Origin of the sequence: Leeuwenhoekiella sp. W20_SRS_FM14, from assembly GCF_052119605.1 — a bacterium.
In the GTDB taxonomy this organism is placed as follows: domain Bacteria; phylum Bacteroidota; class Bacteroidia; order Flavobacteriales; family Flavobacteriaceae; genus Leeuwenhoekiella.
In genome coordinates this window covers 217,999-238,350 of the sequence record NZ_JBGQOK010000007.1, presented here as the reverse complement: position 1 = coordinate 238,350, position 20,352 = coordinate 217,999, and the positions used below count along the sequence as shown (strand labels likewise).

Below are 20,352 nucleotides of genomic sequence, written 5' to 3'. Positions count from 1 at the left end.
TCTGTACCGTATGTTCCCTGAAAGGTATCATTATCGAGTACAGCTGTAGTTACAGCAGTATCTTCTAACGTAGTATCTGTATCTGCTACAATATCTACCACCGGAGTGATGGTAATTGTAGCAGTAGCGGTACTGGTTTGCCCATTGTCATCTGTTATAGTATAGGTAAAGCTATCAATACCGTTGAAATCAGCATTTGGAGTATAAGTAAATGTCCCTCCAATATTGACTATAGTAGTCCCATTAGTTGCAGCCGTCTCAATAGCAGCCGTAGTTGGTTCTGTTCCTAAATCATCGATTCCACTTCCATTATCAGCAAATAAGTTACCCGTTACAGCCGTGTCTTCATTAGTGGTAAAGGCATCGTCTACTGCATCAGGAGTAGCAATAATAGTTATGGTAGCAGTAGCGGTACTGGTTTGACCGTTAGTATCAGTGATGGTATAGTTAAAGCTATCAATACCGTTGAAATCATCATTTGGAGTGTAGGTAAATGTACCGTCAGTATTAACGACCGCTGTCCCATTAGTTGCAGCCGTTTCAATAGCTGCCGTAGTTGATTCTGTTCCTAAATCATCGATTCCGTTACCATTATTTACAAATAAATTTCCTGAAACTTGAGTGTCTTCATTTGTAGTAAAACTATCATTAGCAGCATCTGGTGTTGCAATAACAGTTACTATTGCTGTAGCTGTACTTATTTGTCCGTTTGTATCTGTTATAGTATATTCAAAGCTATCAGTTCCATTAAAGTTCTCATTGGGTAAATAGGTAAATGTGCCATTTGGATTTACAGTAACATTACCATTAGTCGTCGCTGTCTCTAAAATAGCTGTAGTAGGGAGTGAGCCTAAATCATCTGTTCCATTTCCATTATCATCAAATAAATTTCCTGAAACTTGAGTGTCTTCAAAAGTTGTGAATAAATCATCTACTGCATCAGGAGTAGGTGTGATAGTTATAGTAGCAGTAGCGGTACTGGTTTGGCCGTTAGCATCTGTGATGGTATAGGTAAAGCTATCAATACCGTTGAAATCAGCGTTTGGAGTATAAGTAAAATTACCATTTGCATTTACAACCAGAGTTCCGTTTGTAGTTCCTGTAGTAAGTGCTGCTGTGGTAGGAGTAACCCCCAAATCGTCTGTTCCATTTCCATTATCTGCAAATAAGTTTCCATCTACCGCTGTATCTTCATTTGTAGTAAAAGTATCATCTACAGCATCTGGAGTGGGAATAACTGTGATATTTAAATTTGCTGTATCATTTGCAATACCATCTGTGATGGTATATGTTATTGTAGGTAAAGTTCCATTGTAATTTAAAGAGGGTACAAAAGAGTAACTACCATTTACATTTATTGTAAGTGTTCCTACTCCATTTATAAAAGCAGAGTCTCCTGCATTATAAGAAACTCCATCAAATGTAAATGTTACAATGGTTAATAAATCTCCATCAGCATCAGTGTCATTTTGCAACAAATCGTCTGCACTGTCATCTAGAACAGTAATAGCGACATCCTCAAAAGTGGTATTTGAGTTATCTACTGCTACAGGTAGACCATTTACTGAAAGAAGGGCAGGAGGGGTTGAGGCTGTAAAATCACATATGTAACTATTATCTGTTACGATAACTTGATACTGATAGTTGTCGTGTGAGTAAGGGACAGCAGTTAAGTTAAGGGTAGAAGTTGTAGTTCCTGAGTAAATACCTCCATTAGCTAAATCAGTAAATGTAGCTCCATTATCTGTACTTAGTTGCCATTGAAAATTGAGCGTTGCGCCTGTAGCATTTACTGAAAAAGTAGCATTTTCACCTTCATTGATTGATTGATCAGCAGGTTGAACATCAATAACCGGTGCTGCACCGGCTGTAGTAACATTTGCATTTGTACCCGGGTAGGATGCGCCAATAACAGTACCATCTGTGTTTACAGCAGGTGGATTACCAGTGCCGTAATATCCGTTTCCGTCTGCATCTGCAGAACCTGAATTATATGCTTCATTTGCATCATTACAACCATCTCCATCAGAATCACTATCATATTGATCTATTATTCCATCTAAATCTGTATCAAAATTATCATCAACAAAATCTAAATTTGAATCTACAAATCCTGTGGAGTCAGAATCTTTATAATTTGGTATTCCATCTCCATCAGAATCGAGAGTAGGGTCTATACCACCATTTTCTGCAGTATCTAAAATACCGTCATTATCATCATCAAGATCTATAGCATCTGCAACGCCATCACCATCTGTATCTTGAATATCTCTATAATCTACATCACCACCAGTATTTACATCTGCGTCTTCATCAGGGAAGTTATCTGCCTGGGTATCATCTAGAATCCCGTTTACGTCTACGTATGTGTCTGCATTGTCAAAATTATTGTCTAAACCATTATTACCCACAGCAGTATTCGTCTGGCCATCATTGTCTGTATCTGCAGTGGCGTTGCCAGCTTCAACGATATCAAATAAAAAATCATTATCTGAATCTAAATCTAAATAATCAGGAACATCAGTTCCATCTGTATTTACAGGTATAATAGGAATTCCCACATTATCTGTTGAATCATACGCGTCATCAAGACCATCTTTATCTGAATCAACTTCTAAACGCGGTCTGTATCCTAATGTACTTTGACCTTCAACATTATCTGGTATCGTATCATCATCAGAATCTAAATCTAAATAATCTGGAAAACCATCGCCGTCTGTATCTGGTACAGGTAGAGGTATTCCTATAACACCAAATGGTTTGTCAGAATTACCTTCACGGTCGTCATAAGGATCTAAAATATCTGCCAGACCATCTGCATCTGCATCATTAGCAATACCGGCACCATAACGACCATCTCCACCCACATCTGTACCGCCGGCTTCTATAGCATCTACAATACCATCATTATCTGAATCTAGATCAATAAAATCTGGGTTATTAGTCCCTGCTGTATTAGGAATTGCAAGATTTGAATCTGTAGAAGTTTGATCTGTAGTTACTGCTAATGGAATACCATTATCATTAACTTCCGTATTATCTAAAACTCCTATTCCTGGTTGACCGTTTCCGTCAGGATCATCTGTGCCGCCTGCTTCGCGATAGTCTGGGATACCATCATTATCTGTATCTAAATCAAAATAATTAGGAATACCATCTCCATCTTTGTCTGATGGATTGGTTCTTGGGTTGTTATCTCCATCTTCGTTGAAGTCTTCATCAGTATCCAAGATACCATCATTATCATCGTCTAAGTCAACAATATCATTAATGCCGTCACCATCATTGTCCTGCGCTGAAGCTTCTCTCCAGTCACGATCACCACCAGCAGGGTCTAAATCTGGCTGGTCATTTGGCGTTTGCCCACCGTTTGTAGCATTACCGGCAGTTCCTGTTCCAGAAATAGTATCGTAAATATCAGCGAGCCCGTCACCATCAGAATCGGTAAATTGATTTGGTTCAAGGATACCATCAGCCCGCTGTGTAAATAAATCATCTGCAGTTGTATTGTTTTCGAGATAATCAAAAATCCCATCATTTTCTGAATCTACGTCTGCATAATCTGGAGCAGAACCTCCATCTGTATTTGTATATCCTATACCTGCACCCCCGTTATCCACATCATATGCATCATCTATTCCGTCGCTATCTGTATCTGTTCCTAATGGTGCAACATAGACTGAAGTTGATTGCCCTTCTATATTATCTATGATACCGTCGTTGTCAATATCAATATCTATATAGTTATTAATTCCATCACCATCTCTGTCTTGATTAAAACCGAAATTATCTAAAACATTGCCGCCAAAATCACGATCATTTGTATCTGCAAGACCATCTTCATCACTATCTGCAGGAGTGCCTGTGCCTACAATACCATTGTTATCACCGTCAACAATTTGAAAATTTCCTTCAAATGTATCTGGTAAACCATCTCCATCAGAATCGAGATCCAAATAGTTAGGTAATGCATCTGTATCAGAATTGAGAAAAGCAGGAAATGTAACTTCAGCATCAATAGCATCGTGCCACCCGTTGTTGTCTGTATCTGTAAATCCATCAACTATTCCGTCGTTATCTGTGTCGTTATAGGAATTGTTATTTGAAAAAGCTTCTGTTGTATCTGAAAGACCATCATTGTCTGAATCTCTATCGAGAAAGTCGTAAAGAGTAGCTTTAATATCTGAGGAGGCATCTGTATTACGCACCGTAAAATTAGGTGTGCCACTATCTGCTGAAGTTTCTAAGAAATCTGCAAAACCATTAGTTCCAAAAGAGGAGGTATCTACAAGACCATCGTTATCTGTATCTGCAAGACCAGCCTCCAAAACGTCTGGAATAGCATCATTATCTGCATCAAGATCTAAATGGTTAGGTAGCCCGTCACCGTCAAAGTCAAAACCTGCGGCTATACCATTAGCATCAAGTGCAGCAAAATCTGAATCCAGATAGTTAGGTACACCGTCAGCATCAGCGTCTGCGGTAGGGTCTATGCCCTGTCCTTCAATTGTATCTAAAATACCATCATTGTCTGAGTCTAAATCATCAATATCTGCGATACCATCCCCGTCTGAATCTGCATTAATTACCAGAGTAAGTGTCGAAGAGGCTGATCCTGAATTTCCGTCTGTAATAGAATAGGTGGCGACAGGTACAGGGCCAAAATAATCTATCTCAGGAATAAACTCATAGCTTCCGTCATCATTTATTTGCAATGTTCCTATTCCTGTAATAGGGGCTACGCTATTTGCATTGTAGATTGTAGCGTTATTGGCTATTGTAAATGTCGTTACTTCGAGAGCATCATTATCAATATCTGTGTCATTGCTTAAAATGCCATTAATAGCATTAACTGTAAGTGTCGTATTTTCTCTAGTAGAATTGAGGTCAGGATTTGCAATAGGATTATCATTAACAGGATTTACTGTTATGATTTCATTTGCTGTAGCAGTACCTCCATTACCATCACTTATTGTATATGGAAACGTAACATTGCCGTTAAAATCTGGAACTGGAGTAAAGGTAATTGTTCCATTAGCCGCGATGGTAATTGAAGCATTAGTGACCGCTATAGTTTGTGCGGTTCCAGGAGTTAGAAGTGTCCCATTAATCTGTGTAATTGTTAAAGCATCATTATCAGCATCAGAATCTCCGTCTAATGGTGTTAGGATTATAGGAGTATCTTCATTAGTGCTGTAGTTGTCGTTTACTGCAACTGGATTGTCATTAACCGCATTAACGGTAATAATTTCGTTTGCAGTTGCAGTGCCACCATTACCGTCACTTATCACATAAGGAAACGTAACCGTACCATTAAAGTTAGGAGCGGGAGTAAAGGTAATTGTTCCATTAGCTGCTATAGATACAGAACCATTTGTTACCGCAATAGTTTGTGCTGTTCCCGGAGTTAAATTTGTACCATTTATAGATGTAATGCTTAGTACATCGTTATCTACATCAGAATCTCCAGTTAATGGAGTTAATATTACAGGCGTATCTTCATTTGTAGTGTAACTGTCGTTTACTGCTACTGGATTGTCATTTACAGGAGTTATGGTAATCGCCTGATTTGCAGTTGCTGTACCGCCATTGCCGTCACTTATTCTGTATGGAAAAGTCACACTTCCATTAAAATTTAAAGCAGGAGTAAATGTGATAATTCCGTTAGCTGCAATTGTTACTACACCATTAGGGACGTTAATGGTTTGCGCTGTTCCCGGTGTTAAATTCGTACCATTAATAGACGTAATTGTTAATGGATCATTGTCCACATCAGAATCTCCGGTTAGAGGTGTTAATATAACTGAGGTATCTTCATCTGTGGTATAATTATCAGTTACTGCAATTGGTGCATCATTGACAGGAACCATCGTTAACGTGAGATTTGCTGTATCTGTTACTCTGCCATCACTTATTGTATAGGTGATTGCAGGTATAGTACCTACAAAATTTAGGGCAGGAGTAAATAGATAACTTCCATTTGCATTTATTTGTAATGTACCTACTCCTGTAACTGTAGCGATTGCTCCGGGTGAATATAATATGCCATTAAATGTAAATGCGGTTATAGTTATAGTATTCCCGTCTGCATCAGTATCATTTTGCAATAAATCATTAGGGCTGTCATTCGCAACATTACGCGGCGTGTCTTCAATTACGGTGTTAGCATCATCAACAGCAACCGGCCTTCTGTTTATTGTTAAGCTTGCGGGTGTAGATGTTACCGGGGTACATATATTATTTGCACTAGTAACTATAACTCGATAACGACTATTATTGAATGAGAAATTTACATTTGTAAGATTTAAAGTAGCTGTATTTACACCAGCATAGATGCCGCCATTAGAAAGATTTGTAAAAGTATTTCCTGCATCTGTACTTACTTGCCATTGGTACGATAAAGAAGCGCCTGTAGCTGTAATCGAGTACTGCGTATTTTGTCCTTCATCTATAAGTTTATTGGTAGGTTGTGCACTTAGTACAGGAGCCGCGCCAGCTGTAGTGACATTTACATTTGTGCCAGGATATGTAGCGCCTTGTACTGTTCCATTTGGGTTAGTCGAAGGGGGATTCCCTGTACCGTAAAATTCATTATCGCCACCATCTGCATTTGCATCACCATACGCTTCATTTGCGTCGCTACAACCGTCATTATCAGAATCAGAATCTAAATAATCTGGTGTTCCATCTGCATCAGAATCTAATCCACAAGATAATATAGAGAAGGGCAGTGCTGTTTTAGAAATTGTACTGCTTTGATAACTCACCGTTAGAACTGCACCGCCACCATTTTCATAAAATAACACGGTTATTGGGTAAAGACCTGCATTTAAATTTATCGCACCACTAGCCTCTCTAGGACCGTGATCACCATCATTATTTACAACCTCAATACCGTTAATAATTAATTTTGAGCCGTCGTCAGAATTTGTGAAAAAGGTATACGTATCTGCAGTGGCAATATTTACTAATCCGGTATATCGAATTGCATAGGTGTCTGTGTCGCCTGGATCTACAGTATTTTGAAGTGAGTTGACATCAAAATTACCTACTGTGCCTGTCGCAAGTGCTCCACTTGTAGGAATGTTATCTACTGTTAAACCAGCAGGTACTAAATCATAAAATTCATAAGATACAGAAGCTATACAAGGACTTTCTTCATCAATATCTAATATCCCATCATTATCATCATCAACATCGCAGCCATTGGGGACTCCATCACCATCAGTATCTACATTATCATCAAAACCGGGACATATATCATTGACATTTAAGACTCCGTCACCGTCATCATCAAGGCCATCTACAAAATCATTATTTAAGCTAGACTTAGTATTTATTGTTCGTGTTATTACGTTAGGATTTCCCCCATCTACGTCGCTAATTGATAGATAATTTGGCAGATCAACTTGTGTAATTGTGTAAGATTGAGCTGTTACAACACCTGTTTTATTTAAGGTAAATGAGTAAGATCCATCAGCTGCTGTAGTGGTAGTTTGAGTCTCACCGCCAGTTAAATTGAGAGTAACTCCCGCAATTGGATTTCCTAAATTATCTCTTACAGTACCACAAATAAGAGGTGAAGTAAAATTATTGTCTACACGGTTAGGGTAAGCAATGTCTTCAAATAATATAGCGAACTGTCTGTCATTAGAAGCGGCTCCACCTACATTCAATATAAAAACACTAACCTGAGAAATTCCCTCATAATAACTTGAAAATCCAAATTGTGGACTCACACCTGTACCGGGCTCTACTGCAACGGTTGTCGCGGTACCTTGTAAAATTGTGGCATTGTTGGCAAAGGTGATTCCCGTAGGATTATTATGCGAATAAGAATCAGGAAGGGGGCTTAATTGTACACGTTCTCTTAAATCTACATTGTTACCATCAACGTCTAATGCGGTTATATTAAAATTTAGTGTTACCGGGGTATTTGTACCCGTAATCACATATTGAATGTTAAATCGAGCTCCAGAATTGGCACCATTTGTTCTAAGTGTAGGTTGAAAAGCTCTATCAAACCCATCAGAACCCTCTATTAGTGCTGGTCTGTCAAGTTGAGGTAAAGTAGCTCCGTTTAGTAGTTGGGTAATTGTTACACGGGCATCAACGCCAGGCGCAACATTTGAAAAACGATAAATATCTCCTTGATTTGCAACATTATTGTTACTGCCACTTTCAAATGTTGGGTTTTGAAAGTCTAGACTCGCCGGTGAAAGACTTACATTATTACAAGAGCGCTGAGAAAAAGCTGTAAAACACGAAAAAAATATAAAAAATGATACTAAAAAGTAGGTGAAAGTAGTTTTTTTCATGGGTGCGAATTAAAGTTGGGATACAATTCTTAAAAAGCTGTTTAGTGACATTAAATTTACAAATCAATGTTAACATCTTTGCGATTTTGTTGATAAACGACGCTTAAATATCGTCAAATATACGTAATAAAGCGATAAATGGGTTTTTACGCTCTTGTAGAATTAATTATTTTTTAGTAGGAAAATTCAACAACACGCGCCAATTTATTATTAAGGTTATATGAGAGCATATAAATTATTATTTATAGTAATAAATATTGTCGTTTTTATTATGTTTTGAAGTAATGTATGGGAAAATTTTTTATATGTTAAATTTTATAATTTTTTTATAACAATCGATTGTGCAATTATTTACGTAGGTATTTTAAGTTTTTTATAAGACAATCTAGTGCGTTGAATATGTATATTCTTATTTAAAAAAGCGACGTTATGAGCAGAGGATTTGTAAAAGAAGATGATCAGGAAGAAGCACTAATTATTCCGCCCAGGGCAGCTTTGCCAAAAGGAGAAATTAATTATGTAACAAAAAATGGACTAGCTGCACTTAAGGCTGAAAAACTAGAATTAGAAAATGAACTTCTAAATCTCACTGAAATTGATGAACGCGAATTAAGGCGTTCAAAAGCTATTATCGTAGGTAAATTGCAACTGCTTAATGAGCGGTTGCTTTCTGCTCGTGTTTTAGAAAATACAGAAAGTGACGAAGTACGTTTTGGAGCGACAGTAAGTTACCAAATAGAACCTAACTCAAAGCTAAATACCATTACAATTGTAGGGGTAGATGAGGCAGATGTAAAAAAATTGAAAATTGCATTTACAGCACCTATAGCGAAAGCTTTAGTGGGAAAAAAAGTAGGTGAAATTGCAGAATTAAAATTAGGTAATGAAACGAGACTTTTAAAAGTTAAAGAGATTCGTTACACTAATTAGTTTGTTTTAAAGGTAGTAAATCTATATAATGATAATTAATTGTTCCCAAGTGCTCAACTTCAATAGATTCACTGTGTAAAGTACTCCAGTTACATTTTCTAATAAACTCTTCTTTGTTGTAGTTGTTTAGAAGTTGGTCTGAAATGAGTAAATACTCATCAATTTTTATAGAATTTTTTAATAATCTGTGCGCGGTAATGACATCTTCCCCCATTAATTTAATTCTGTTCCCTATAGGAACCATGGCTATTTCTTCACCGTAATGTACGATGATTTTTAACCCTAAAATTTGCGGAATACTTTCTGCGTCTTCAGCTTTCTTATGTTCTTTATAAAGCAAATTCATGCGGTGATAAAAATCAAGATAAAACCGTTTACATTGATCTATAAGATCGTCAAGGATTGGTAATTCTCCACTTCTAAAAAACAGAACGGCGTCTCCTTCAATTTCAGACACTTTTAAATCTATTGTGTTTGAATAAATGATCTCATTGAGTAGTGCAGGTATAATTTGTGAAGTAAGCTCAAAATTGGCCTCGCGCATAAATTGGGTAAAACCGCTAATGTCTGGGATACAAATTAAAGTGGGTTCTGCTTTCATAGCGGTAAATATCTATTATTTTAAAATATACCTGTGATATATTGGGAAATATTTAATCGCCCGTGATGTCTTTGACTTGGGTAGCTTTTAGAATTGCTTTTAGTTTATCTGCTCTCAATTGTTTATCATCACGTAATTTGTCTTTTTTGCGCTTGAGCAGCTTTGTATGTAATGCCTTATTCTTTCCGTTCTTGGGAGTTCCTCGCTTTGCCATTAGATTTCAGTATCTGTTTTTGCCTTTTTAAAGATAAAGGGATCTACTAATTTTGCTAAAGCAAAAATAATTAAAGTGGGTATAACCCAGGTGATTCCGTAAGTTGTAAATGGGATTAATTCTTTGGCTGTTTCTATAGACAGTAGGTTAAGACTTATTAAAAAATCTGGGATACTCAATAAAAAAGTGCTAATGGTTACAGTTCTAAATATAAATGCTGACACCATTCTAGCCGGAAAGACATTCAGGATAATCAAAACGATTACTAACGGATAAATAAAATTTAATGCGGGTACTGCAATACTTATGATATATGCTACGCCGGTTTGACCGATAATGACTCCTAAAATACATGCAGAAACGGCGGTAATTATATAGGCTTTTTGTGACCCTTTGAGAATGCCTTTTACAAAGTCTGAAGTACCTGTAACAATTCCTATAGCGGTTGTAAAACAGGCCAGGCTTATAAGTACAGAAAGCATTACCCTGCCACCTTTACCCAGGGTCTCATAACTAAGTAATGAAAGTAGGTCTGTACGGGAAGAAGTCTCCAGTATTGTGCTGTATAATGCCCCTACGTAAATAAGACCAAAATAAATTAAGAACAAGCCTAGACCTGCAAAGATACCTGCTCTAAAAAGAAGCTTTTTCTTTATATCTGCAGATTCGTGATCTTTAAGATTTAAGGAAACTACTAAAATCGCACCTATTACAATAGCTCCTATAGCATCAAAAGTTTGATAACCTTCTATAATTCCTTTAAAAACTGAGCCCTCTTCCGAGATTTTTTGAGGAGCGGGTAATTCTGCAAAAACAGCAACTCCAATTATAGTTGCTAATATGATTAATAAAAGTGGGGTTAGATATTTACCTAGGAGGTCAATAATTTTAGATCTGTTAAGTACAAAAATTAGAACCAATCCAAAATAGATGCTGCTAGACGTTAATGAGTTAATGGCGAAATAAGGTTGTAATCCCATTTCGTAGGTGACAGAAGCAGTACGCGGCCCTGGTAAGGTAATGGCAATAAGATAGACGATAATACAAAAAATAAGACTAAATATAGGATGTACTTTATTTCCAAAATCTAGTAAAGTTCCCTGTAAACGTGCGTGAGCAAAAATGCCTAAAATGGGAATTACCACTGCCGAAAGCGCAAATCCTAAACTGGTTATAAGCCACATACTGCCAGCTGTATATCCTAAAAAAGGAGGTATAATTAAATTTCCGGCTCCAAAAAAAAGGGAGAACAAGGCAAATGAAGTAATTGCGGTCTCTTTGGTAAATCTCATATGCTGCGTATCTTTCGGGGCGAAAGATAAAATAAAATGACACTATCTATAAAGTCTGAAGGACTTAATTACACCGTTGTTGGAAATGGGGAAAATCTTTGCTTACTGCATGGTTTTCTAGAAAATAAAGAAATCTGGGATCCATTCTTAACTAATCTCGCAAAACATTACCGGGTTATTAGTATTGACTTACCGGGTCATGGAGAAAGTAGTTTGCTTGCTGCCGGAAACACAATGGTAGATATGGCACATGCAGTACATTCGGTTTTACGAGAATGCGGTATAGCTAAGGTTAAATTTATAGGGCACTCTATGGGTGGTTATGTTGCACTGGCTTATGCGGAAACATTTCCGCAAGAAGTCATGGGTGTTCTATTAATGAATTCTACACCTGAAGCAGATACTTTAGAACGCAAAGAATTGCGTAAACACGGAATAAAAGTAGCTAAAACCAACTATGAGGCGCTCATATCAATGTCTGTAGTGAATTTATTTACACAAAAATTTAGAGCAAATTTAGAGGAAGAAATTCAGCAAACAAAAAATACAGCTTTGGCTACTTCTCAACAAAGTTATATAGCTTGTCAGGAAGCGATGGCTTTACGAACAGACTATAGCAATTTATTTAAACAAGCCTTATTTAAGAAGAAAATTGTGTTAGGAGCTCATGATACATTGCTAGATTCTAGTCATTTGACCCATAAATTTAGCAACCAGAATGTCGAAGTAGTCGTTTTAGATGGCGGGCATATGTTGCATCTTGAAAATCCAAATGATTTAATGAAGCATTTAATTCAATTTTAAAAAACTGTAAATCAATAATTTAACCAGCTATAAGTGTAATGTGTTAAATTGAATTCAAAGATTTACAGCGCTTATAATGTTTTTAAGCGTCAAAATAAACCTTTTAACGTTATTTTTTGTTAATTTCACGGTGTTCAACAGTTTAACTCCCTAATATGAATTCTCCACAATTAATTAAAAACATGTTTAGCAGTATACTATGTAAAATCTTAGGTCATAAATATGAGATCTTAAGATTTTATAAAAATGAACAGAAAGAATTTCAGTGTATTCAATGCAAAAAGCAGTTCACAGAAAATGAAGATGGCGATAAACTAATACTTACTCCAAAACTAAGACAGATAAACGAAGTAATGGAGAAGTTTTATGTTTTTAGGCATCAGCGTCAATCTGCATAATCTAATCTTCACTATCGTTAGTTAGTGCATTCCAGCCACGTGCTACAAGCGGAATAGAGGTATCTGCTCGTGTGATTAAATTCATTCCGTCACCTTCTGGAGTAATATGGCCTATAATTGTAAAATTAGGATTTCCTTTAATCTTCTCATAGTCTGCTTGCGGCATTGTAAACAAGAGTTCGTAATCTTCACCGCCACTTAATGCTACTGTGGTGCTGTCTATTTTAAACTCTTCGCAAACAGTAATCATTTGCGGGTCTAGGGGTATTTTATTTTCATAAAGTCTCACACCCACATTTGAGTTTTTACATAAGTGAATAATTTCTGAAGAAAGACCGTCGCTAATGTCAATCATTGCGGTGGGTTTTATTTCTAATTTTTTGAGTAACTCAATAATATCTTTACGAGCCTCAGGCTTAAGTTGGCGCTCTATTAAGTAGGAATAAGGTTCTAAATCTGGTTGAGAATTAGGGTTTACTCTATGTACTTGTTTTTCTCGTTCTAAAATCTGAAGCCCCATATAGGATGCGCCTAAATCACCAGATACAACAAGTAAATCTCCATCTTTAGCACCATCTCTGCCTACGATTTGATCTGCATCGGCCAGACCCAGAGCGGTTATACTTATTAGTAACCCTTTTGTGCTTGAAGTTGTGTCACCACCTACCAGGTCAACGTTGTAGATCGCGCAGGCTAGCTCAATACCGGCATATAATTCTTCTAAAGCCTCTAACGGAAACCGGTTAGATACGGCAATAGAAACTGTAATTTGTGTAGGTTCTGCATTCATCGCGTAAATGTCAGAAAGGTTTACCATAACGGCTTTGTATCCTAAATGTTTTAAAGGCATAAAGCTCATATCAAAATGAACACCCTCAACCAGTAAATCTGTAGAGATTACAAGTTGTCTTCCGTTTGCATCTACAACCGCAGCATCATCGCCAATGCCTTTTACAGTGCTAGATTGTCTTATGGTAAAATCTTTAGTTAAGTGATTAATTAAACCGAATTCACCAAGTTCGCTTAGAGACGTGCGGGATTGATCTTTATTGTCAAACATAATAGCTGTTATTTTGCGCACAAAGTTAGTTTGAATATGTTGAATGGAAAATTACAGTCCCAAAATATTCATTTGTTTGTAATTTCAGTTTTAATGAGATGCTTCTAACTCTTACTTACTATGGATCTATTAATTGCTTATTTAAAACCAAATAGACGCTGAAACAAGTATTTTTGTTGCTTTTGCAGTCTAAACTTGTTTAATTTTTCGTAAGAATAAATTATTGTGATAACTAAATATTTTGCTATATATAGAAGCTATACAATCATAATATAGTTTAATGTAAGGAAGTATGGTAAAACCCTACTTAAATGGTATATTTGCACTAATTGAAAATGATATGATTAAAGTAAGTGAAGACGCTAAAAAGAAAATAGCCGCCTTGATGAATGAGGAGGGTTATGATGCTGTCGCTGACTATGTTAGAGTGGGGGTAAAGAGCGGTGGTTGTTCTGGTTTATCGTATGAATTAAAATTTGATAAAAGCATTGCTGAAGAAGATAAACTCTTTGAAGACAATGGTATTAGGCTTATAGTAGATAAAAAAAGCTTTTTATACCTCATAGGTACTGTTTTAGAATACAGCGGCGGTCTTAATGGTAAGGGTTTTGTATTTAATAATCCCAATGCACAGCGTACATGCGGTTGTGGTGAAAGTTTTTCACTTTAAAAAGAATTAAAAAGTTGTTCAATTATTTGAACAGGTTATAAAAAGTATATGGCATACACAGAAGACGATTTAGAAAAGGAATTAGCCACTAAAGAATATAAATACGGGTTTTATACAGATATTGAGTCTGAAACATTTCCTATAGGACTTAATGAAGATATTGTACGTGCTATTTCTTTAAAAAAGGGCGAGCCAGAATGGATGACCAATTGGAGGCTCGAGGCTTTCAGACATTGGCTAACGATGGACGAGCCGGAATGGGCAAATGTGCATTATGAAAAACCAAATTTTCAGAGCATTTCCTATTATTCTGCACCTTCAAAAAAACCTAAATACGATAGTCTTGACGAGGTAGATCCAGAATTGCTGGACACGTTTAAAAGATTAGGTATTTCTTTAGATGAGCAGAAAAAACTTGCAGGTGTTGCAGTAGATATCGTAATGGATTCTGTTTCTGTAGCAACTACTTTTAAAAAGACATTGGCTGAAAAAGGTATAATCTTTTGTCCTATTTCTGAAGCGATAAAAGAACACCCTGAGCTAGTGAAGAAATATTTGGGAACAGTAGTTCCTCAAAAAGATAATTTCTACGCCGCTCTTAATAGTGCTGTATTTAGTGATGGTTCTTTCTGCTATATTCCTAAAGGGGTGCGTTGCCCAATGGAACTTTCTACATATTTTAGAATAAATCAGGCAAATACCGGTCAGTTTGAGCGCACGCTTGTAGTGGCAGATGAGGGTAGCTATGTGAGCTATTTAGAAGGTTGCACAGCTCCATCACGAGATGAAAATCAATTACATGCCGCTGTAGTAGAGCTTATCGCTCTTGATGATGCTGAGATTAAATATTCTACAGTTCAGAACTGGTATCCTGGTAATGAAGAGGGTAAAGGCGGTGTTTACAATTTTGTAACAAAACGTGGTCTTTGTGAGAAAAACGCTAAAATTTCCTGGACGCAGGTTGAAACAGGTAGTGCGGTAACCTGGAAGTATCCTAGTTGTGTTCTTAAAGGGGATAACTCAATTGGTGAATTCTATTCTATTGCGGTAACTAATAACTTTCAGCAGGCAGATACCGGCACAAAGATGATTCACTTAGGAAAAAACACTAAGAGTACAATTATCTCTAAAGGTATTTCTGCCGGAAATTCTCAAAATAGTTATCGTGGTCTGGTTCAAATTAATAGCAGAGCAGACAATGCGCGTAATTTTTCTCAATGTGATTCCTTATTGATGGGTAATAAATGTGGGGCGCATACCTTCCCATACATTGAAGCTAAAAATAAATCGGCAAAAATAGAGCACGAGGCAACTACAAGTAAAATAGGTGAAGACCAGATTTTTTATTGTAACCAGCGTGGTATAGATACAGAGAAGGCTATTGCACTTATTGTTAATGGCTTTAGTAAAGAGGTTTTAAATAAACTTCCTATGGAGTTTGCTGTTGAGGCTCAAAAGCTTTTAGAAATTTCATTAGAAGGGTCTGTAGGATAATTGTTTAATAATTAGGAAAAGAAATACTAAATACAATGATTAAAAAAATTGCTTTTTATTCGCTTGTTGCTCTTGCTTTTGCAAGTTGTAAAGACTCAAAAAAAGAGGAAAATAAAGAAGAAGTTGTTGTAGAAGAAACTGCAAAACCAGACGTTGAGCTTTATGCCTTTGATGGAGGAACGGTAATGGCTAATAATTTAAATCTTTTTGCGCAGGGAGACACCTACAAAGGAGAAAGTAAAGAGTTAGCAGACGCATTTTATGTGATAAAACACCCTAACGGGATTCTTTTGTGGGATACTGGTTTGCCAGAAATGCTAGTAGGTCAGGAGCCATATACTCCAGAAGGAGGAGCCTTCACAATTACTAGAAAAGACAGCATACTTAATCAATTAAAAACAATAAATCTTAAAGCTGAAGATGTTAATATGATTGCGTTTTCTCACATTCATTTTGACCATACGGGAGCTGCAAATCATTTTCCAAATGCAAAATGGTTAATTCAGCAAAGCGAAGATGATTTCTTAAACAGCGATGATATAAAAGGAAATACATTTTATGCTCCTGATTCTTTTTCGGCATTAAAGAATAAAGAAATTATTGCAAATACAGATTATGATGTTTTTGGAGATGGTAGTGTTGTCATCAAATATATGCCTGGTCATACAGCAGGTCATAATGCATTGTTTGTAGATTTGCCAGAGACAGGACCTCTGGTTTTAACAGGCGACACCTATCATTTTGAGCAAAATAGAATAGATGGTGTAGTGCCACAGTTTAATTATGATATCCCTCAATCTGAAGAGAGTATTAAGGCATTTGAAGCTTTTGTAAAAGAGAAGAATGCTAAAGTAATTATTCAGCACGATATGGATGATTTTAAAGAAATAACTAAAGCTCCTGACGCTATTAAATAGTTAGGTTTAGAAATTCTTAAGGGAGTTTCAGTTTAGAGAAATAAATCGTAATTCTTACCCTTTAACGGTCAGAATTTAAACGTTAAATAAGAAATTAAAGAACGATTGCTAAAGTGCAATCTGTAGAATCGAGATTATGTTAGAAATTAAGAATCTAAGTGCAGGTATAGAAGGAAAAGATATCCTCAAGGGAATTAACTTAAAAGTAAATGCAGGTGAAGTACACGCAATTATGGGGCCTAACGGTTCTGGTAAAAGTACTTTGTCATCTGTAATTGCCGGTAAAGAAGAATACGAGGTTAGTGCAGGAGACGTGATTTTTGAAAAAGAATCGCTTTTAGATTTAGATGCCGAGGAACGAGCACATAAAGGAGTTTTTCTTTCATTTCAATATCCTGTAGAAATTCCTGGAGTTTCAGTTACTAACTTTATTAAAACGGCGATCAATCAAACGCGTAAAGCTAAAGGTCTAGAAGATATGCCAGCAAGCGATATGCTAAAGATGATACGTGAAAAGTCTGAACTTTTAGAAATTGACCGTAAATTTTTATCAAGATCGTTAAACGAAGGTTTCTCGGGAGGAGAGAAAAAGAGAAACGAGATTTTTCAAATGGCAATGTTAGAGCCAAAATTAGCAATATTAGATGAGACTGATTCTGGTCTTGATATTGATGCATTACGTATAGTATCTAATGGTGTTAATAAATTAAGAAGTAAAGACAATGCGGTAATTGTAATTACCCATTACCAGCGTTTGCTAGATTATATCGTACCTGATTTTGTACATGTATTAGTTGATGGTAAAATTGTTAAGTCTGGAGGTAAAGAATTAGCTCTTGAACTAGAAGAAAAAGGTTACGACTGGGTGAAGGCAGAATTAGCTGCAGGATAATAATTATCTGGAATTACAGATCGTTATTAAACAATGAATATTGAATTGAACACATATGAATCTTAAAGATAAATTACTTTCTTCTTATTTAACATCTCAGGAACATCTTGATTTAGATAATAGCATTCACGATATTAAAGATGAAGCTATTAAGATTTTTGAAGAAAAAGGTTTCCCTACTAAAAAGCAGGAAGACTGGAAATATACGTCACTTAACAGCCTCGTAAAACAAGACTTCAGTTTAGTTCCTAAGCAAGAGGATACTATAGAGTTTAAAGACGTTAAAAAATATTTCATTCACGATATAGACACCTATAAGATTGTGTTTATTGATGGTGTTTACAGTTCGTACCTTTCAGAAACTACCCACGATGGTGTTGATGTTTGTTTATTGAGTGCTGCGCTTACAAAGCCTAAGTACAAGGCCGTAATAGATGTTTATTTTAATAAAATAGCACCTCAGGATAGTCTTACTTCTCTTAACACAGCTTTTGCAAAAGAAGGAGCCTATATATATATTCCTAAAGGAAAAGCAGTAAGCAAGCCTATTCAGATTTTACATTTTGCTACCGGTAATGAGTCAAGTTTAATGCTTCAGCCACGTAACTTAATTGTTGCTGAAGAGAACGCAGAAGTTCAGATTATAGAGCGTCACCAGAGTTTAAATGCTAATGCTGTATTCACAAATAGTGTTACAGAGATTTATGCAGGTAAGCGTGCGATGATAGATTACTATAAGATTCAGAATGATAAAGAGAATGCTTCTTTAATAGATAACACCCATATAGATCAACAAGATTCTAGTGAAGTGTCTGTACATACATTTTCTTTCGGTGGAAAATTAACACGTAACAATCTTAATTTTTACCAGAATGGAGAGCATAATAATTCCATTTTAAAAGGGGTTACCATAATTGAAGATAAGCAACACGTAGATCACAATACATTAGTGCATCACAAGCAGCCTAATTGTGAGAGTCATCAGGATTACAAAGGTATTTTTGATGATAGTTCTACGGGAGTTTTTAACGGTAAAGTACTTGTAGACAGCATTGCGCAAAAGATTAATGCATACCAGTCTAATAATAATATTCTGGTAAGTGATAAAGCTTCTATAAATTCTAAGCCGCAACTTGAGATTTTTGCCGATGATGTACGCTGTTCTCATGGTTGTACAATAGGTCAGCTAGATGAAGATGCCTTATTTTATATGCGTTCACGAGGTATTGGCGTTAAAGAAGGTCGTGCATTATTGATGTATGCTTTTGCAAATAACGTACTCGAGAGTGTAAAAATACCTCAGTTAAAAGCTCGAATTACAAAACTAATAGCCAATAAATTAGAGGTGAATTTAGGATTTGACGTGTAGTAGAATACATTTTGTGTCATAAAATATTTGCACAAAGAGTTAAACTTGAATTGGCTTTAAAATTTAATTGAAAACATTTCTGATAGCTGTAGGCATTGTCAGGAATAAAACAAGAAATGCTTATGGCTTCCGCTACTGCAACTACCACTTTTGATGTTTCTAAAATACGAGCAGATTTTCCTATACTTAACAGAAAAGTTAATGGGTATCCGCTAGTGTACTTAGATAATGCTGCGACCTCTCAAACACCGCAACAGGTAATTGATGTTATTGTAGATTATTATTCTAACTACAATGCAAATATACATAGAGGTGTTCATGCACTTTCTCAGGAAGCAACAGATGCTTATGAGCAGGCTCGTATTAAAATTCAGAAGCATTTTAATATTCCCAATTCGTATCAAACTTTATTTACTGCTGGTACAACACACAGTATAAATATAGTGGCATCGGGTTATGCTTCAATACTTAAGGCTGGCGATGAAGTGATGGTTTCTGCTTTAGAGCACCATTCTAACATTGTGCCCTGGCAAATGTTATGTGAGAAAACAGGGGCTGTGCTTAGAGTAATTCCTATGCTAGAAAGCGGAGAGTTAGATATACAGGCTTTTGATAAATTAATTTCAGAAAATTTAAAACTGGTTTTTGTTAATCATGTGAGTAATGCTTTAGGTACTATAAATCCTATTGAAGAAATTATTCAAAAAGCACACCGAGTAGGGGCAGCCGTTTTAGTAGATGGTGCGCAAGCAGCCCCACATATAAAAGCAGATGTGCAGGAGCTTGATGTAGATTTTTATGTAGTTTCGGCTCACAAAATATGCGGTCCAACAGGAGTGGGAATGCTGTACGGAAAAGAAGAGTTACTTAAAAAGTTACCTCCATATCAAGGTGGTGGTGAGATGATAGATCAGGTAACTTTTGAGAAAACAACTTATGCCGGTTTACCACATAAATTTGAAGCAGGCACACCTAATATTTGTGGAGGTATTGCTTTTGGCGCTGCTTTAGACTATATGAATGCAATAGGTTTTGATGCTATAGCAAACTATGAGCAGGAACTTTTAGAATATGCTACGCTCAAGCTTAAAGAAATAGAGGGTTTGCGTATTTATGGGGAGTCAACACATAAAACAGCTGTAATTTCTTTTAATATAAAAGGAATACACCCGTATGATATGGGGACAATTCTAGATAAGCTAGGTATTGCAGTGCGTACAGGGCATCACTGCGCACAACCTATAATGGACTTTTATAAAATACCCGGAACGGTAAGAGCCTCATTTTCATTTTATAATACGTTTGAAGAAATAGATAGCCTTGTGAGTGCAGTAATTAAGGCGAAGGAGATGTTGAGTTAAATTTAACCTAGTATTAGAAGTCTATATCGATG

General features: G+C 36.3%; 14 protein-coding genes. 9 read left to right on the top strand and 5 right to left on the bottom strand.

Annotation, left to right across the window (positions count from 1 at the left end; translation table 11 throughout):
* On the bottom strand, positions 1-8,318 hold an 8,318-nt coding region (locus tag ACEN25_RS13645; RefSeq protein WP_441803387.1), incomplete at its 3' end, for a cadherin-like domain-containing protein.
* A 429-nt stretch (positions 8,319-8,747) separates the two neighbouring features.
* On the opposite strand from ACEN25_RS13645, the gene ACEN25_RS13640 reads away from it, so the two are divergent.
* Positions 8,748-9,248, top strand: a complete 501-nt coding sequence (locus ACEN25_RS13640) for a GreA/GreB family elongation factor (protein ID WP_441803386.1) — start codon at positions 8,748-8,750, stop codon at positions 9,246-9,248.
* Here ACEN25_RS13640 and ACEN25_RS13635 read toward each other — a convergent pair.
* Genes ACEN25_RS13635 through brnQ form a run of 3 tightly spaced genes read right to left on the bottom strand, consistent with a single transcriptional unit; the run spans position 9,241 to position 11,355 of the window.
* Positions 9,241-9,849, bottom strand: a complete 609-nt coding sequence (locus ACEN25_RS13635) for a DUF2652 domain-containing protein (RefSeq protein WP_441803385.1) — start codon at positions 9,847-9,849, stop codon at positions 9,241-9,243. The two genes, ACEN25_RS13640 and ACEN25_RS13635, sit on opposite strands and share 8 nt — an antisense overlap.
* Before the next feature lie 52 nt (positions 9,850-9,901).
* Positions 9,902-10,063 carry a hypothetical protein gene (locus ACEN25_RS13630; protein WP_441803384.1) on the bottom strand — a complete coding sequence of 54 codons (162 nt, stop codon included), beginning with the start codon at positions 10,061-10,063 and terminating at the stop codon, positions 9,902-9,904.
* On the bottom strand, positions 10,063-11,355 hold the full coding sequence (gene brnQ / locus ACEN25_RS13625) for a branched-chain amino acid transport system II carrier protein (RefSeq protein ID WP_441803383.1): 1,293 nt from the start codon (positions 11,353-11,355) through the stop codon (positions 10,063-10,065). The genes ACEN25_RS13630 and brnQ overlap by 1 nt, the downstream gene beginning before the upstream one ends.
* A 36-nt stretch (positions 11,356-11,391) precedes the next feature.
* Between brnQ and ACEN25_RS13620 the strand changes: the two genes are divergently transcribed.
* Together ACEN25_RS13620 and ACEN25_RS13615 are read left to right on the top strand one after the other, a co-directional pair.
* Positions 11,392-12,159, top strand: coding sequence for an alpha/beta fold hydrolase (locus ACEN25_RS13620; protein WP_441803382.1), 768 nt, complete (start codon positions 11,392-11,394; stop codon positions 12,157-12,159).
* Between the two features lie 155 nt (positions 12,160-12,314).
* The gene (locus ACEN25_RS13615; RefSeq protein ID WP_028377344.1) at positions 12,315-12,557 is read left to right on the top strand and encodes a hypothetical protein; all 243 of its coding nucleotides are present in this window, start codon (positions 12,315-12,317) and stop codon (positions 12,555-12,557) included.
* Position 12,558: 1 nt separating this feature from the next.
* Here ACEN25_RS13615 and thiL read toward each other — a convergent pair whose 3' ends face one another.
* On the bottom strand, positions 12,559-13,617 hold the full coding sequence (thiL, locus tag ACEN25_RS13610; protein WP_441803391.1) for a thiamine-phosphate kinase: 1,059 nt from the start codon (positions 13,615-13,617) through the stop codon (positions 12,559-12,561).
* A 340-nt stretch (positions 13,618-13,957) separates the two neighbouring features.
* On the opposite strand from thiL, the gene ACEN25_RS13605 reads away from it, so the two are divergent.
* The 6 genes from ACEN25_RS13605 to ACEN25_RS13580 all read left to right on the top strand — a co-directional run bounded on the left by ACEN25_RS13605 (position 13,958) and on the right by ACEN25_RS13580 (position 20,320).
* Entirely contained in the window at positions 13,958-14,287 is a 330-nt protein-coding gene (locus ACEN25_RS13605; RefSeq protein WP_441803390.1) for a HesB/IscA family protein, read from the top strand.
* A gap of 48 nt (positions 14,288-14,335) precedes the next feature.
* Complete coding sequence (sufB, locus tag ACEN25_RS13600) at positions 14,336-15,781, top strand: Fe-S cluster assembly protein SufB (RefSeq protein WP_441803381.1); 1,446 nt, start codon at positions 14,336-14,338, stop codon at positions 15,779-15,781.
* A 35-nt stretch (positions 15,782-15,816) separates the two neighbouring features.
* On the top strand, positions 15,817-16,698 hold the full coding sequence (locus ACEN25_RS13595) for an N-acyl homoserine lactonase family protein (RefSeq protein ID WP_441803380.1): 882 nt from the start codon (positions 15,817-15,819) through the stop codon (positions 16,696-16,698).
* 136 nt (positions 16,699-16,834) lie between these two features.
* Positions 16,835-17,590 carry a Fe-S cluster assembly ATPase SufC gene (sufC, locus tag ACEN25_RS13590; protein ID WP_028377349.1) on the top strand — a complete coding sequence of 252 codons (756 nt, stop codon included), beginning with the start codon at positions 16,835-16,837 and terminating at the stop codon, positions 17,588-17,590.
* Positions 17,591-17,645: 55 nt separating this feature from the next.
* Entirely contained in the window at positions 17,646-18,959 is a 1,314-nt protein-coding gene (sufD, locus tag ACEN25_RS13585) for a Fe-S cluster assembly protein SufD (RefSeq protein ID WP_441803379.1), read from the top strand.
* Between the two features lie 122 nt (positions 18,960-19,081).
* Positions 19,082-20,320 (top strand): aminotransferase class V-fold PLP-dependent enzyme, encoded by a 1,239-nt coding sequence (locus ACEN25_RS13580; protein ID WP_441803389.1) that lies wholly within the window; start codon positions 19,082-19,084, stop codon positions 20,318-20,320.
* Positions 20,321-20,352 lie beyond the last annotated feature (32 nt).

Bases quoted from the DNA above. Each gene is read 5' to 3' on its own strand.
- ACEN25_RS13630 (WP_441803384.1), bottom strand. From the start codon at position 10,063: ATGGCAAAGCGAGGAACTCCCAAGAACGGAAAGAATAAGGCATTACAT.
- thiL (WP_441803391.1), bottom strand. From the start codon at position 13,617: ATGTTTGACAATAAAGATCAATCCCGCACGTCTCTAAGCGAACTTGGT.
- ACEN25_RS13640 (WP_441803386.1), top strand. From the start codon at position 8,748: ATGAGCAGAGGATTTGTAAAAGAAGATGATCAGGAAGAAGCACTAATT.
- ACEN25_RS13615 (WP_028377344.1), top strand. From the start codon at position 12,315: ATGAATTCTCCACAATTAATTAAAAACATGTTTAGCAGTATACTATGT.
- ACEN25_RS13605 (WP_441803390.1), top strand. From the start codon at position 13,958: ATGATTAAAGTAAGTGAAGACGCTAAAAAGAAAATAGCCGCCTTGATG.
- ACEN25_RS13580 (WP_441803389.1), top strand. From the start codon at position 19,082: ATGGCTTCCGCTACTGCAACTACCACTTTTGATGTTTCTAAAATACGA.
- brnQ (WP_441803383.1), bottom strand. From the start codon at position 11,355: ATGAGATTTACCAAAGAGACCGCAATTACTTCATTTGCCTTGTTCTCC.
- sufB (WP_441803381.1), top strand. From the start codon at position 14,336: ATGGCATACACAGAAGACGATTTAGAAAAGGAATTAGCCACTAAAGAA.
- sufD (WP_441803379.1), top strand. From the start codon at position 17,646: ATGAATCTTAAAGATAAATTACTTTCTTCTTATTTAACATCTCAGGAA.
- ACEN25_RS13595 (WP_441803380.1), top strand. From the start codon at position 15,817: ATGATTAAAAAAATTGCTTTTTATTCGCTTGTTGCTCTTGCTTTTGCA.
- ACEN25_RS13620 (WP_441803382.1), top strand. From the start codon at position 11,392: ATGACACTATCTATAAAGTCTGAAGGACTTAATTACACCGTTGTTGGA.
- sufC (WP_028377349.1), top strand. From the start codon at position 16,835: ATGTTAGAAATTAAGAATCTAAGTGCAGGTATAGAAGGAAAAGATATC.
- ACEN25_RS13635 (WP_441803385.1), bottom strand. From the start codon at position 9,849: ATGAAAGCAGAACCCACTTTAATTTGTATCCCAGACATTAGCGGTTTT.